12 protein-coding genes and 1 pseudogene are annotated in these 14,393 nt (G+C 74.4%); 7 read left to right on the forward strand and 6 right to left on the reverse strand.

All coding sequences use genetic code 11. The annotated features are described in order from the left end of the window. Positions 1-37: 37 nt before the first annotated feature. Positions 38-718 carry a hypothetical protein gene (locus D5H75_RS35070; RefSeq protein ID WP_147425385.1) on the reverse strand — a complete coding sequence of 227 codons (681 nt, stop codon included), beginning with the start codon at positions 716-718 and terminating at the stop codon, positions 38-40. Positions 719-826: 108 nt separating this feature from the next. Between D5H75_RS35070 and D5H75_RS43710 the strand changes: the two are divergent. From D5H75_RS43710 to D5H75_RS35085, 3 genes and pseudogenes are all read left to right on the forward strand, one after another. Continuing rightward, positions 827-1,573: pseudogene (locus D5H75_RS43710) on the forward strand (helix-turn-helix domain-containing protein); the annotation flags it as partial. Between the two features lie 26 nt (positions 1,574-1,599). Then, entirely contained in the window at positions 1,600-1,776 is a 177-nt protein-coding gene (locus D5H75_RS35080; RefSeq protein WP_119930896.1) for a DUF397 domain-containing protein, read from the forward strand. Between the two features lie 37 nt (positions 1,777-1,813). Continuing rightward, entirely contained in the window at positions 1,814-1,990 is a 177-nt protein-coding gene (locus D5H75_RS35085; RefSeq protein WP_119930897.1) for a DUF397 domain-containing protein, read from the forward strand. 71 nt (positions 1,991-2,061) lie between these two features. On the opposite strand, the gene D5H75_RS35090 is transcribed toward D5H75_RS35085, so the two are convergent. Next, positions 2,062-3,258, reverse strand: a complete 1,197-nt coding sequence (locus D5H75_RS35090) for a cytochrome P450 (protein ID WP_119930898.1) — start codon at positions 3,256-3,258, stop codon at positions 2,062-2,064. Between the two features lie 87 nt (positions 3,259-3,345). Between D5H75_RS35090 and D5H75_RS35095 the strand changes: the two genes are divergently transcribed. Next, on the forward strand, positions 3,346-3,939 hold the full coding sequence (locus tag D5H75_RS35095; protein ID WP_119930936.1) for a TetR/AcrR family transcriptional regulator: 594 nt from the start codon (positions 3,346-3,348) through the stop codon (positions 3,937-3,939). Between the two features lie 187 nt (positions 3,940-4,126). Here the strand turns inward: D5H75_RS35095 and D5H75_RS35100 are convergent, their stop codons facing one another. Next, positions 4,127-6,115 (reverse strand): FtsX-like permease family protein, encoded by a 1,989-nt coding sequence (locus D5H75_RS35100; protein WP_242454695.1) that lies wholly within the window; start codon positions 6,113-6,115, stop codon positions 4,127-4,129. Continuing rightward, on the reverse strand, positions 6,112-6,951 hold the full coding sequence (locus D5H75_RS35105) for an ABC transporter ATP-binding protein (protein ID WP_119930899.1): 840 nt from the start codon (positions 6,949-6,951) through the stop codon (positions 6,112-6,114). The genes D5H75_RS35100 and D5H75_RS35105 overlap by 4 nt, the downstream gene beginning before the upstream one ends. A gap of 352 nt (positions 6,952-7,303) precedes the next feature. Between D5H75_RS35105 and D5H75_RS35115 the strand changes: the two genes are divergently transcribed. Together D5H75_RS35115 and D5H75_RS35120 are read left to right on the forward strand one after the other, a co-directional pair. Beyond that, on the forward strand, positions 7,304-7,966 hold the full coding sequence (locus D5H75_RS35115; protein ID WP_119930901.1) for a response regulator transcription factor: 663 nt from the start codon (positions 7,304-7,306) through the stop codon (positions 7,964-7,966). Positions 7,967-8,084: 118 nt separating this feature from the next. Further along, positions 8,085-8,783 (forward strand): DUF4328 domain-containing protein, encoded by a 699-nt coding sequence (locus D5H75_RS35120; protein ID WP_119930902.1) that lies wholly within the window; start codon positions 8,085-8,087, stop codon positions 8,781-8,783. Positions 8,784-8,965: 182 nt separating this feature from the next. Here the strand turns inward: D5H75_RS35120 and D5H75_RS35125 are convergent, their stop codons facing one another. Continuing rightward, positions 8,966-9,610: a TetR/AcrR family transcriptional regulator gene (locus D5H75_RS35125; protein ID WP_119930903.1), complete on the reverse strand. Its 645-nt coding sequence runs from the start codon at positions 9,608-9,610 to the stop codon at positions 8,966-8,968. Positions 9,611-9,727: 117 nt separating this feature from the next. Between D5H75_RS35125 and D5H75_RS35130 the strand changes: the two genes are divergently transcribed. Beyond that, positions 9,728-10,834, forward strand: a complete 1,107-nt coding sequence (locus tag D5H75_RS35130) for a serine hydrolase domain-containing protein (protein WP_119930904.1) — start codon at positions 9,728-9,730, stop codon at positions 10,832-10,834. A gap of 13 nt (positions 10,835-10,847) precedes the next feature. On the opposite strand, the gene D5H75_RS35135 is transcribed toward D5H75_RS35130, so the two are convergent. After that, on the reverse strand, positions 10,848-14,312 hold the full coding sequence (locus tag D5H75_RS35135; protein ID WP_119930905.1) for a DNA polymerase III subunit alpha: 3,465 nt from the start codon (positions 14,310-14,312) through the stop codon (positions 10,848-10,850). Positions 14,313-14,393: the final 81 nt, after the last annotated feature.

The raw sequence follows: 14,393 nt of genomic DNA on the forward strand, positions 1-14,393 counted from the left end.
GCCCGCGCGAGCCGTACGGCGGTCCCGGGCGGGGGCGTCAGGGGCCGGGCGTCCCCGGTGAGAGCACGCGCGCGACCCTCTCGACGGCGCGGCCGATCTCGGCGACCGGGCAGATGGGGTCCCCCCAGCTCCACACGAAGCGCTCCCCCGCGACGCCCACGTCCTCCTTGAGCACGGGCAGCTCCGGGTGGCAGACGCGCACCACCGGCCGTTCCCGGCCGAGCAGCACCTGCGCGCTCCACCCCCGCTCCCGGAACGCCGCCCCCAGCGCCGCGACCGCCCGGCACGCGAAGTCGTGGTCGGCGAAGACCCGGACCACGCCCCCGCCCTCCCCCGCCGGGTACCGCGGCGCGCCCTCCGCGCCGGGGACGGCCGCGCCCGCCGCCAGACCCCCCGAAAGCGGCGAGCCGTCCTGGGCGGGCCCCGCCTCCCGCGTGTCCGTGGCCGTCCGGCCGCCGAGCGCCCGGTGGACGGCGAGCACCGCGCCGTCCATGTCCTCGACGTCCCCGAGCCGTTCGCCCCCCGACCAGAGGTAGCGCCCGTCCCGCGCGTCGATCCTCCGCCCGGCTCCGCCGTCCCCCACGACGAGATGGGACCCCCGCTCGTCGACGCCCACCCGCGCCGCGTACCCGTGACACCGCAACCGCCGCCCCAACGCGACGAGATCGAGGTGATCCTCACCCCATGAGCCGCGCCGCCCCAGGTGCACAGGTTCCATCGGATTACCTCCTCATGGCCGTCTTCTCTCGTTCCGCCTCCCACGATCCAAGAAGGCGATTACGATTCGTGGCGATTGGCACACGAAGTGCAATGCGGTGACGTCTGCGTGACAGCATCGGAGGCGGCGGGCTTGTCGGAGTTCAGCGAAGCACTACGCACATATCGTCAGGCGGCGGGGCTTTCGCAGGAGCGGCTGGCGGAGAGGACGAGCTTCAGCCGTTCCCTGATCGCGATGGTGGAGCGGGGCGATCGGCGGCCGACGCCGGAGTTCGCGGTCGCGTGCGACGAGATCTTGAAGACCCGGGGCGCGCTGGCCGCGATGCTCCGGCTGGAGAGGCTGCCGCCGTGGTTCGCGGAGTGGACGGACGTGGAGCGGGAGGCCACGTCGTTCAAGATCTTCACCATGGGACTCGTGCCCGGGCTCCTGCAGATCCCGGCATACGCGCGGACGGCGCTCAGCGGTGGGCGCGCCGTGGACGTCGAGGAGGCCGTGGCGATGCGCATGGACCGGCAGAAGATCTTCGAGCGGGGCGTGCGCTGCTGGGTGGTGGTCGAGGAGTCGGTGCTGCTCCGGCCCTCCGGCTCCGCCCGGGTGATGCAGGAGCAACTCGCCCACCTGATCGACATGGCCGGCCGCCTCGACGGTTTCCAGGTGCTGCCGCTCGCCCACTCCGTCCTGACCGGCACACTGGGGTCGTTCACGATTGCCAGCCTTCCGGGTGCCGAGGAAGGATGTGCTTATGTCGAGGGCGCTCCACGCGGACAAGTGACCAGCGATTCCAGCAAGATCTCCGCGCTCTCGCACAAGTTCGAGGCCGTACGCACACATGCGCTGTCACACCGCGAGTCACTGGATCTGATCAAGACCGTGGAGGAGAGATGGGCGAGATCGTGTGGCGCAAGTCCAGTCACAGCGGACAGGAGGGCGACTGCGTCGAGGTCGCGGCGACGGGCGGGCATGTGCTCATCCGGGACAGCAAGGCCCCGGACGGCGGAGTGATCGCGGTCTCGCCGGAGACGTGGCGGGACTTCCTCCGGTCCGTCAAGGGGGGCTGACCGTCGATCTCGGGCGCCTGAGCAGCGGAGGAGAGAAATGGGCGAGATCGTATGGCGCAAGTCCAGTCACAGCGGACAGGTGGGCGACTGCGTCGAGGTCGCGACGGCGAACGACCGAGTGCTCATCCGGGACAGCAAGGCCCCGGACGGCGGAGTGATCGCGATCTCCCCGGAGACATGGCGGTCCTTCTTCCGGTCCGTCAAGGAGGGGTGAGCCGGGTCCTCGTGGCGTACGGCGCGGCGCCCGGGAGGCCGGGGCCGGGCCGTACGGCGGGTTAGGCGTGGTCAGGCGGGGGTGTCCCAGGTGACGGGGAGGGCGTGGAGGCCGAGGGTGATGGAGGCGGCGCGCACTCGGACCTCGCCGGGCGGGATCGCGAGGCGCAGGGACGGGAAGCGCGCGAACAGGGCCGTGTAGGCGACGCGGAGTTCGGTCCGGGCCAGGTGGTGGCCGAGGCACAGATGCACGCCGTGGCCGAAGGCCAGGTGCCGGCCCGCCTCCGGGCGGTCCAGGCGCAGCCGCCCGGGGCCGGGGAACTCGGCGGGGTCGCGGTTGACCACCGGGAGCGCGAGCGTGACGGTCTCCCCGGCGCGGATCAGCTCGCCCTCCAGTTCCACGTCCTCCAGCGCGGCGCGGGACGGCGCGCCGAGGTGCAGGATCGTGAGGTAGCGCAGCAGTTCCTCGACGGCGGGGGCGGCCAGCGCCGGGTCGGCGCGCAGGCGGGCGAGTTCGGCGGGATGCCGCAGCAGCGCGAGCACGCCCAGCGAGATCATGCTCGCGGTGGTCTCGTGGCCGGCCACGAGGAGGATGAGGGCGATGTTGGCCAGTTCCTCGTCCGTCAGGTCCCCGTCCCGCGCGAGCGCGCCGAGCAGGTCGTCACCGGGCCGCGCCCGCTGGTGCCGGGCCAGGTCGCCCAGGTAGGCGTACAGCGCGCCCATCGCCTCGCGGGCCCGCTCGACGCTGTGCTCCAGGCTGACCATGAGGCCCGCCTGCTCCTGGAAGAACGCGTGGTCGGTGTACGGCACGCCGAGGATCTCGCAGATCACCAGTGACGGGATGGGCAGCGCGTAGTCCGCCACGAGGTCGGCGGGCGGGCCGGCCCCGGCCAGGAGATCGAGCCGCTCCCGCGCGATCTCGGCGATGCGCGGCTCCAGCGCCGCGATCCTGCGGGTGGTGAACCACCCGGTCAGCAGCCTGCGGTACCGCGTGTGGCCGGGCGGGTCCATGCTCGGGAACATCCCGGGCCGGGAGGGGGCGCGCACGTCGCCGAGACGGACCATCCGGATGGGCGCGTGCCGCAGCTCCTGCCGGGCCGAGAAGCGAGGGTCGGCGAGGACGACCCGGGCGGCGGCGTGCCCGGTGACCAGCCAGCCCAGGTGCCCGTCGGGGTACGCCATCCGGACGACCGGTGGGAGCGCGGCCAGCTCGGGAGGCGGCTCGAAGGGACCGGGGCGCTCGACGGGGAGCGTGATCGGGGTTCTCATACTTTTGAGAGTAGACTCCGATTTGAGAGCTGACTAGTGAAATCCGGTGAAGTTGTGGTCACCAGCCGGGCGGGCCAGAATCGCAGCGTGAGCGAACGGAGCACGTCCGGCCTGCGCGAACGCAAGAAGGCCAGGACCAGGGCGCTGATCCAGCGGGAGGCCCTGCGGCTGTTCCGCGAGCAGGGCTACGCGGCGACGACGGTGGAGCAGATCGCGGAGGCCGCCGAGGTCGCCCCGAGCACGGTCTTCCGCTATTTCCCGACGAAGGAGGATCTGGTCCTGATGGACCACTTCCCGCCGTTCGTCGCGGCGTTGCGGGCGGCGCCGCCCGAGCTGGGCCCCGTCGAGGCGGTGCGGGCGGCCATGCGGGAGACGCTGGCCGCGCAGACGCCCGAGGAGATCGCCGAGGGCTTCGAGCGCGAGAAGCTCATGCTCACCGTGCCCGAGCTGTGGGCGGCCAGCCTGCGCGGCGTCACCGGCGTCGTCGCCGCGCTGGAGGAGATCTTCGCCGAGCGCGCGGGCCGCCGCCGCGGCGACCCGGAGATCCGCAACGTCACCGGCGCGATCATGGGGGTCATCCTGGCCATGTGGTTCGACTGGGTGAAGGACCCCTCCATGGACGCCCCCGCCGAGCTCGACCACGCCCTGGCCCACCTCCAGGCGGGCCTCCCCCTCACCTGACCCGTCCCGCCGCGCTCCCCCCGCGACGCCGTACGGCCGCGCGCCGGCCGCGCACGCCCGGAACGGCGTACGCGCCGACGACCGGGCCCGGAACGGGGAGCACGCCGGCCACCCCGTGCCCGGAACGGCGACGGCCCCGGCGTCCGCGCGGGACGCCGGGGCCGGGGCCGGGCCGGGACAGGGAGGATCAGTCCGGGCGGGGGGCCGGGTTGGCGGTCACCGACCGGAGGAGGGGCCGGCTGATCGCGCTCGCCCCCAGGACGCCGGCGAGGCCGAGCGCCACGGTCACCGCGAGCGTCACGACGCCGGTGGTGGAACCGAGGCCGCCCGAGGCGAACGGGAGGGCGCAGAAGACCCCCGTCGCGAGCGAGCCGCCGCCCATGACCAGGAGCGGGATCAGGGTCTCGGAGCGCCGGGCCCGGTCCAGGATCGCCAGCGGGGTGCCCGCCAGGCGGAGGAGGGCGTACGTCTGGCGCCGGTCCAGGACCGAGGACGCGGCGGTGATGCCCGCGCTCACGATCGCGATGAGGAACGACACCGTCAGGACGACGACCGTGCCGGTGCGGATGTCGCCGAGCATGTAGGAGCTCACGCGATCGTCGTCGGCGAGGGTGCTGGGGACGTGGCCGGGGACGAGACCGGCCAGGGCCGTCCGCGCCGTGTCCACCCGGTCCACGCCGCCGTTCACGCTGATCTGGATCAGGCGTTCCCGGTCCCGGTCCGCCGGGCCGCCGGGCCCGTCCCCGGGCTCGTCCAGGGTCACCCGGGCGTCCAGCCCGGCCTCGCGCAGGCGGGCCTTCGCCTCCCGCACGGTCGCCTGGGCCTTGCCCGCGTCCACGCTGAGCCGCAGCCGGTCGGCGGTCCCGGTCTCGAACAGCGTCGCATCCGGGCTGGCCAGGCCGATGAACCCGGCGACGAAACCGGTCAGCGCCACGCCCGACACGGTGCGCCAGGCGGCGCGGGGGTCGTCCACGAGCCGGCGCGCGGCCAGCAGCCGGGCCGGGCCCCTGGCGGTGCGGGCGGCGACGCGGCCGATGATCCCGACCACCCACGGCCCGATCAGGTTGATGGCCAGGAACGCCGCCCCGATCACGACCGCGATGATCCCGGCCGAGGTGTCGCGGGACAGCATCGGCACCACGGCCAGCGCCGCCACGAACCCGACGAGGCGCAGCGCCCGCATCCCCGGCGGGGTCTCCCGCTTGGCCACGCCGAGCGGGCTCACCACGACGCGGCGCAGGCCGACGACCGCGCTGACCCCGACGAGCAGCGGCACCGCCGCGATCACGCCCAGCGTCGGCAGGACGCCCGGCCACAGGTCGCTGGCGAACCACGGCCCGCCCCCGATCTCGATCCCGGACAGCAGCGGCGACAGCGCGGCGTACGCCGCCAGGCCCGCCAGCGCTCCCCCGAGCGCCGTCAGCATGGCCTCGGCCACGGTCATCGCGATCACCTGGGCCGGGGTCGCGCCGACGAGCCGCAGCGCCGCGAGCCGCTGGTCGCGCCGGGCGACCGTGAGCCGCGCCGCCGCGCCCCCGAAGACGAGCAGCGGCACGACCATCAGCACGCTCGCGATGATCGCCAGGCTCCGGTAGACCATGCCGTTCATGGACTCCTGGCCGGCGAAGTCGCGGACCGGGGTGGGCGGGACCGAGGACCCGTTCGGGATCACCCGGCCGGTCGCCTTCATCGCCGGGTCGTCCCGGTCGTGCCCGGCCACGGCGACCAGCTCGCCCGGGTACACCAGCGCGTCGTCGCCCAGGATCCCGGCCGGCTTCCCGTACCGGTCGCCGAGCTGGCCGGGCGGCAGCCGCTTGACCAGCTCCGCCAGACCGGGCGACATCCACACCTCGCCCGGCTTGGGGAACGCCCGCATCCCCGCGGGCGCCGGCGCCCCCTCCGACAGCCGGGCCACGTCCACGACGACGATGACCCTGTCGCGGACGAAGTCCTGGTGCACGGCCTGCACCGCGGTCGCCGTGCCCTCCGCGGCCCTGACCGGCGTCCGCCAGGCCTCCCGGTCCGACCGTCCCTGGAAGGCCAGGTTCACGGCCACCGCGAACAGCAGCAGCGCCGTCGAGACGGCCACCGCCGCCAGGGTCAGCCCCGCGCCGAGCAGCCCGTTGCGGCCCCCGCCGCGCAGCAGCCGCCAGCTCAGCCCCAGCGTGGTCCTCACGGCCGCACCACCGGGAAGTCCTGGGTGTCGGCGCCCCTGCCCGGCCCGGCCACCGGCCGGTCGCCGCCGTACGGCTCCGCCGGGCCCGCGTTCGCGGCGTACGGCCGGGCCGGCCCGCCGTACGGCCCGCCGTTCGGCTCACGGCCCGGGAGCGGCGCCCCGGCGGCGGCCGGGACGAGGAGGCGGCCGTCGCGGACCTCGACCGTGCGGTCGCACCAGCGGGCGACGTTCGGGTCGTGGGTGACGACGATGAGCGAGGCGTGGTTGTGCTTGGTGGCCTCGACCAGCAGGCGCATGGTGTCGTGGCCGGTGGCCTGGTCGAGCGCGCCGGTGGGCTCGTCGGCGAAGACCACGGCGGGCTTGGTCACGAGCGCGCGGGCGATCGCCACGCGCTGCGCCTGGCCGCCGGACAGCTCACCGGGGCGGCGGGACTCCATGCCGGCCAGCCCCAGCGGGCCGAACCAGCGCCGGGCCGCCTCCACGGCCTTGCCGCGCGAGGCTCCCCCGAGCATCAGCGGGAGCGCGACGTTCTCCTCGGCGGGCAGTTCGGGCAGGAGCTGCCCGAACTGGAACACGAACCCGAAGCGGGTCCGCCGCAGCTCGCTGCGCTGCCGCTCCCCCATCGTGTCGATCCGCTGCCCGAGCAGCCGGACCTCCCCCTGGTCCGGCTTCATGATCCCGGCCAGGCAGTGCAGCAGCGTGGACTTGCCCGACCCACTGGGCCCCATGATCGCGAGCGCCTCGCCGGGGGCCACGGCGAGGTCGACACCGGCGAGGGCGACGGCCGACCCGAAACTCTTGGTCAGCCCGTGCCCGGAAAGCACGATTTCAGCCATGACCCCAGGTTGCCGGGGCACCGGGCCCTCGCTGATCGGCCGCCCGACCAATGCCCATCGGCCGAAAGTCGGATTCTCCCCGCGGCGCCCGCCCCGCGCCCGGCCTGCGCCCGCCCCGCGCCCGGCCTGCGCCCGGCCCGCGCCCGGCCCGCACCGTCGTCCACGCCCGCCTCCGCCTCCGTTCGCGCCCACCCGCCTCCCACGTGCCCACCCGTCTCCAGGCGCGCGCCCGCCTTCCTCCGGCCGCGTCCGGCGGGGGGTAGAGCGTCCGGCGGCGCGCGGGCGGGGACTCGTTCTCCCCCGAGCCCGGTTCGGGGACGGTGTGGCCCGTGGGGCCTGGCACAATTCCAGGGTGACGATCCGGGTGCTCATCGCCGACGACCAGGAGCTCGTGCGCACGGGGTTCAAGATGATCCTCGACGCGCAACCCGACATGGAGGTCGTGGCCTCCGTCGCCGACGGGGCGGAAGCGGTGGAGGCGGCGCGGCGGCTGCGGCCCGACGTGTGCCTGCTCGACATCCGCATGCCCCGGCTCGACGGGCTGGAGGTCACGCGCGCGCTCGCCGGGCCCGGCGTGCCCGACCCGCTGCGGGTGGTGATCGTGACCACCTTCGACCTGGACGAATACGTCTACGGCGCGCTCCGCTCGGGCGCGTGCGGGTTCCTGCTCAAGGACAGCGGCCCGACGCTGCTGATCGAGGCGGTGCGCGCGGCGGCGGCCGGCGACGCGCTGGTCTCCCCGTCGGTGACCGTGCGCCTGCTGGAGCACCTGGCGGCCCCGCGCGCCGCCGCCGCGGCGCCGGACCGGCAGCCGCGCGAGCCGCTGACCGAGCGGGAGCTCGACGTCGTACGGCTGATCGCCCGGGGCCGCACCAACCAGGAGGTCGCGGCGGAGCTGTTCGTGTCGCTGTCCACGGTGAAGACCCATCTCGGGAGCATCATGGGCAAGCTGGGCGCGCGGAACCGCGTGGAGATCGCGGCCTGGGCCTGGGAGACGGGGCTCGTCGGCAAGTAGCCGGTGAAGATTGATCCTGTCGTGTTAACGGGCGAGTCCAGCGGGATATGAGTGCTTGTGGCGGCTCCTGAGCCGCCGCCGTCTCCAGCGAAGCGCATGCCTGGGGGGAGACGAAACCATGCGCTATGCCCCGTCACCGCCCAAGGGCCCGGCCGCCCTCCTCTACGTCCTGCTCGCCGCCCAGGTCGCCGCCGTCGCCGCGCTGGCCGTCTTCGAGCACCTGCGGGGCAAACGCCTGGTCGCCGAGCTCACCGGGCTGACCGGCCGCGCCCCCGAGCCCGTCGTGGGGGCGGTCACGGTCTTCGCGGTGCTCATCATGGCCGCCGCGCTGATCACGGCCGCGACCGTCGCGTGCTTCCTCGTCTGGGTGTGGCGCGCCCGCCGCTCCGCCGAGCTGTACGGCTTCGCGCCGCAGCGCCTCGCGCGCGGGTGGGCGGTCGCGGCGTGGTTCCTGCCGGTGGCAAACCTCGTGCTCCCGGTGCTCGTGCTGGACGACCTGTGGCGGGCGAGCGCCCCCGGGGGCGACCGCCGGGCCTGGCACACCCTGCTCGCGGCCTGGTGGGCGAGCTGGCTGGCGCTGCTCGCCGTCGCCCTGGCCGGCCCCCTCGGGCTGGTCCGCGCCGCCGGGCCCGACCTCGACCTGACCGGCGTCGGCCTCATGGAGTCGGCCGCCACCGCGATCGCCGCCGCGACGGCCGCCGCCGTGGTCCGCGCGATCACGCTCCGCCAGCGCCACACCACGACCTCGCGCGAGCCGTACGGCACGGCCAGCGCCGTCCGCCTGGCGGTCCCCCGCCCCGTCCACGACGCCGCCTGACGGCCCGGCCCCGCCCGCGGCCGAGCACTCCCGCCTCCGGCCGAGCCCTCCCGCCTGCGCCTGGGCCTCCCGCCTGCGCCTGAGCCTCCCCCGGCCGACCGAGCGCTCCCCTCGCGCCGGGCACGGGGCCCGGGCACGCGGCGTGCCGGGGAGCGCGTGCCCGGCGCGAGGGGAAACCGGGGTCAGGGGGCGTAGGCGCGGAGGAAGGCGTCCGTGGCGGCGGCGGCGAGACGGTCGGCCTCGGCCCGCGGGTAGCCGGCGCCGGCGAACATCGCGTGGTTGAGCGGGATCCACAGGAGCAGGCCGACGAAGTGGTTGGCGGCGAGGAGGGGGTCTTCGCGGCGGAGGAGCCCGCGGTCCATCAGGCGCCCGAAACAGCCGGCGAGGGTGGCCAGGCCGCGCTCGAAGCCCTGTTCGTACCACGCGCGGCCCAGGTCGGGGAAGCGGTCGGCCTCGGCGATGACCAGCCGGCGCATCCGCAGCACCTCGGGCCGCAGCAGCGCGCCGAGGAAGCGGCGGGCCAGCTCGCCGAGGTCCCTCTCCAGGTCCCGGGTGTCGCCGACGGTCGCCGCGATGAGCTGGGTGATCTGGTCCACGTCCGTGGTGGTGTCCAGGATGAGCTGGGTGAAGAGCTGTTCCTTGTCCGTGAAGTGCTTGTAGACGGTCTGCTTGGAGACCGACGCGATCGAGGCCACCTCGTCCATGCTCGCGCCGACGTAGCCGTTGCGCAGGAAGACCTGCTTGGCCGCGTCCAGGATCTGCCGCCGTTTGCGCGCTGATCTGCTGTCCTCCCACGGTTCCGGCCGCGCCGTCTCCTGGAGCCCCATGCCGTCCTCCTACGTCCCGAAAAATCAGTACTAGACAGTTCCGTACTCCATCGGTACTGTACTGTCCAGTTCCGATAGTACTGAACGGTCCAGTTCCTGAGAAGACGAGGAAAGAAGATGAGCGATCTCCAGAAGCGCGTCCAGGCCACCATCGACCAGCTCGTGGAGTCGGGCGCCGAGCACGGCGTCCAGGTCGCCGTCTACCGGGACGGCGAGCAGGTCGTGGACGCGGTCGCCGGGCTCGCCGATCCCGCGACCGGCCGCGAGGTCACCTCCGGCACGCCCTTCTACAACTTCTCCATCGGCAAGGGCGCGACCGCGACCGTGGCCCACGTGCTCGCCGAGCGCGGGCTGTTCGGCTACGACACCCCGGTCGCCGAGCTGTGGCCGGAGTTCGCCCGGAACGGCAAGCAGGGCGTCACCGTGCGGCACGTGCTCACCCACACCGCGGGCGTGCCGGGCGTGCCGCTGGACAGCACGCCCGAGGACATGTGCGACTGGGACAAGCAGGTCGCCAACCTGGAGGACGCCGAGCTCTGGTGGGAGCCGGGCACGCAGATGGGCTACCACGCCTACACCTTCGGCTACCTCGTCGGCGAGATCGTCCGCCGCGCCACCGGCAAGCCGATCTCGCAGGTCCTGCTGGAGGACGTCGCCGGGCCGCTGGGCGTGGGCGACGAGCTGTACTTCGGCATGCCGGAGTCCGAGCACCACCGCCTCGCGGTGCTGGAGGACGCGCCCATGGACATGTCGGCGTTCGGCGAGATGCCCGACGACCTGCCGATGTTCAAGGCCGGCCCGATGACGCTCTTCCCGACGGCCGCGCTGGGCAACCGGCCCGACTACCTGTCGGCCGACATCCCCGCCGGCGGCAAGACCACCGCCCGCGCCATCGCCCGGATGTACGCCGCGCTGCTCGGCGAGGTGGACGGCGTCCGCCTGATCACGCCCGAGCGGCTGCGCGAGGCGACCGCCATCGCCGTGAGCGGCCCGGACGCCGTCTTCGGCTACCCGTCGGCGTGGGGCCTGGGCTACGGCGTCGGCCTGCCGAACGCCGGCTACGAGGCCACCCCGACCTGGTTCGGCATGGGCGGCGCGGGCGGCAGCGGCGCGTTCGCCGACACCGCCACGGGCACCGTCGTCGCGGTGACGAAGAACCTCCTCACCCAGGACTTCGCCACCTTCGCCACGATCGTCGACCTGGTCACCGGCTCCGGCGAGTGACCGCCGGGGGCGGTCAGGCGCCGAGCGCCTCGACGTCGCCGGAGCTGCCCTGGCTGGCGTGCCAGAGGCGGCGCGGGGCGCGGACGACACGCGGCGGGCGGTCCTCGTCGTCGCCGGACAGGTCTCCCAGGGGGACGGCCTCCAGCGGCTCGGGGGCCGCGCGGCGGGCCGCCGCCGAGGCGGCCGCCAGCTCGTGGCCGCTCATCCGGCCGGGCGGGCCGAGGTCGGAGTACGGCGAGAGGCGGTATCCGTTGGCGTACCTGATGGGCCGCCCGCCGACCCGGGCCACCGGCTCGACGGCGGTGCCCATCAGGGCGTGCACGGCGGGCAGCCCGCCCTCCCGCCAGGCGGCGTCGAGCTCGCCCAGGTCCCAGCAGCCCTCGGCGCGCAGCGAGACGGCGCGGTCGCCGGTGCGGCGGACCACCCCCCGGGCCACCATGAGCCAGGACCCGAACACCGTCGCGGCGTACCTCCCCTGCACCGACTCGAAGAACGTCAGGTCGATCGGCCCGGTGGAGTCGTCGAGCGTCGCGAAGATCACCCGCTGCCCCGACCGCACCGCCGGGGTCTGCGTCGCGACCTTCACCCCGGCGACCAGAATCGGGGCCCCCGACCGCTGCCGCAGCAGATCCTTCGACCGCACCACGCCCAGGGCGTCGAGCAGTTCGTCGTGGAAGCTCACGATGTGCCGGCTGACGTCCATCCCGAGCACGGCCAGCTCCGCCTCGACCGCCTCGGCCTCGCTCATCTCCGGCAGCTCCCCCGGCACGATCGTCTCGGTGAACCCGATCGGCATCTGCGCGCCCGGCACCAGCGCGCGTTCCAGCGCCCCCACCTGCGCGATCAGGTCCCGCCGCGTCACCCGCCCGGGCCGCCACCGGGGCCGCCCCGGGCGCACGCCGTACAGCGCGTCGGCCCCGCCGATGGAGACGATGCGCTCGGCGACGGGGCGCGAGGGCCTCGCCCGCTGCCAGAAGTCGGCGAGCGAGGTGTACGGCTGGCCCGCGACCATCCGCTCCACCTCCGCCTCGCTCACGCCCTTGACCTCGGAGAACGGCACGCGCAGGCCGTACCCGCCGGTCTCGGTGCGCTCGACCCGCCACTGCTTGCCCGACTTGGAGATGTCCAGCGGCAGGATCTCCACGCCGCACTGCCGGGCGTCGTCGAGGATCACCCGCTGCGGGTACATCCCGGGCTCGTGGGTGAGCACCCCGGCGAAGAAGGCGGCGGTGTGGTGTCTCTTGAGCCAGGCCGACTGGTAGGTGGGCAGCGCGAACGCCGCCGCGTGCGCCTTGCAGAACCCGAACGCGCCGAACGCGTCCAGCACGTGCCAGGCCCGGTCCACGGTCTCCCGGTCGTACTCCGGCAGCGCGCACGCCTCGAACCAGGCCCGGACGGTCCCGCGCCGCTCGGGGTCGCTCAGCGTGCGCCGCACCTTCTCGGCCTCCGACAGGCCACACCCGGTCATGACGTCGATGACCTTGAGCACCTGCTCGTGGAAGACGACCACGCCCTCGGTCTCGGCTAGCGCGTCCCGCAGCCTCGGATGCGGGTAGGACGCCGCCCGCCAGCCGTGCCGCGCCTCCAGGTACGGCGTGACCATGTCGGAGTTCACCGGGCCCGGCCGGAACAGCGAGATGTCCACGATCAGGTCGTGCATGGTCCTCGGCACGAGCTTGGACACCAGCTCGCGCTGCCCCGGCGACTCGATCTGGAAGCAGCCCAGCGTGCGCCCGGTCTGGATCATGTCGTACGTCGCGGAGTCGTCGTGCGGCACGGCGTCCAGGTCCACCTCCACGCCGTCCACCCGCGCGATCTCCCGCAGCGAGTAGGCCATCGCCGACTGCATGCGCACGCCGAGCACGTCCAGCTTGAGCAACCCCAGCTCCTCCACGTCGTCCTTGTCGAACTGGCTCATCGGGAACTCCAGCAGGCTGCGCTCGACCGGGGTGCGGTCGCGCAGCGTGGAGTTGCCGACGAGCACGCCGCAGGGGTGCAGCGCGATGTGCCTGGGCAGCCCGTCCAGGCTCTCGGCCAGCCGGAACACCGTCTCCACCTGGGCGCCGCCGAGGCGACTGGCGCGCAGTTCCGGCAGGTCCTGGAGCGCGGCGCGGATCTGCCGCGCCCGGATGTGCGGGAACGCCTTGGCCATCGCGTCGATCTCGGCGGGCGGCAGCCCCATCGCCGCGCCCACGTCGCGGATCGCGCTGCGGGCCCGGTAGGTCTCCATCATCGACACGCAGGCCACGCGCGCCTCGCCGTACCGCTCGTAGATCGCCCGGTAGGCGTCCAGGCGGCGCGCGGACTCCACGTCGAGGTCGATGTCGGGCAGCCCGACGCGGCCCTCGGACAGGAACCGCTCCATGAGCAGCCCGTGCGCGAGCGGGTCGACCTGGCTGATGCCGATCAGGTGGTTGACCAGGCTGCCCGCGCCGGACCCGCGGATCGCGCAGCGGATGCCCAGGCCGCGGATCAGATCGGCGATGCCGGCGACCGCGATGAAGTACCCCGACAGCCGTTTCCGCTCGATGATGTCCATCTCGTGCGCGAGCCGCTCCCTGGCCTCTCGGGACCGTTCCAGGCCCCTGGCGTACAGGCCGTCCTCGCAGCGGCGGCGCAGCAGCGGCACCGGGTCCTCGCCGATCTCCGGCAGGTGCAGCCGCCCGATCCCGAGGTCCTGTTCGGGGTCGAGGACGCACCGGTCGGAGACCGTACGGATCTCGCGGAGCAGGCGGCGGGCGGCGTCGTGGTCGGGGCCGCAGATCCGGGCGGCGACGCGGGCCATCTCCGCGCCGGACTTGAGGTAGGCGTGGTCGCCGCCGTCGTCGAGGTGGCGGGTGTGCAGCGGGACCAGCTTGCGGGTGGCGTCGAGCACGTCGGCGACCTGCGCGCCGGACGGGTCGCGGTAGCGGACGGCGTTGGTGAGGACGGCCGGGACCCCGAGCCGCCCGGCCAGGTCGAGCATCCGGGCGGCGACGTGCTCCTCGCGCGGGCCGTAGTGGTCCACCAGCTCGACCACCAGGTCGGGTACGGCGGCGCGCCAGGCGTCCAGCCGCGCGAGGGCGTCGTCGTAGCGGCGTTCGGCGACGGCGCGGCCCACGTCGGAGGCGGGCCCGACCAGGACGGTCAGGCCCCGGGCGTGCTCGGCGACGACCTCCCGGGTGACCGAGGGCCTCCCTCGCTCACCGGCGTGGGCGGCGGAGACCAGCCGGCAGAGGGAGCCCCATCCCCCGCCCCGGGCGAGCACGGTCACGCGCCGCCCCGCGGGCATCGTGAGGTCGGCGCCGAGGATCGCCCCGAGGCCGGCGTCGCGGCAGGCCAGGGCGTGCTTGACCGCGCCGTACAACCCGTCGCGGTCGGTCAGCGCCAGCCGGTCCATGCCCAGCTCGGCCGCCCGCCCGACCAGCGCGGCGGGGGTGCTCACGCCGTACCGAGGCGAGAAGGACGAGGCGACGTGCAGGTGTGCGAAGGGGTCCATGGGCTGTCGTCCCAACGGTGGTGCGGTGAGGTGGTGCGGAGGCCGGGGCGCGACCCCGGCGAGACGGCGCGGGCATCGCCG

Source organism: Bailinhaonella thermotolerans, assembly GCF_003594875.1.
GTDB classification, from domain to species: Bacteria; Actinomycetota; Actinomycetes; order Streptosporangiales; family Streptosporangiaceae; genus Bailinhaonella; species Bailinhaonella thermotolerans.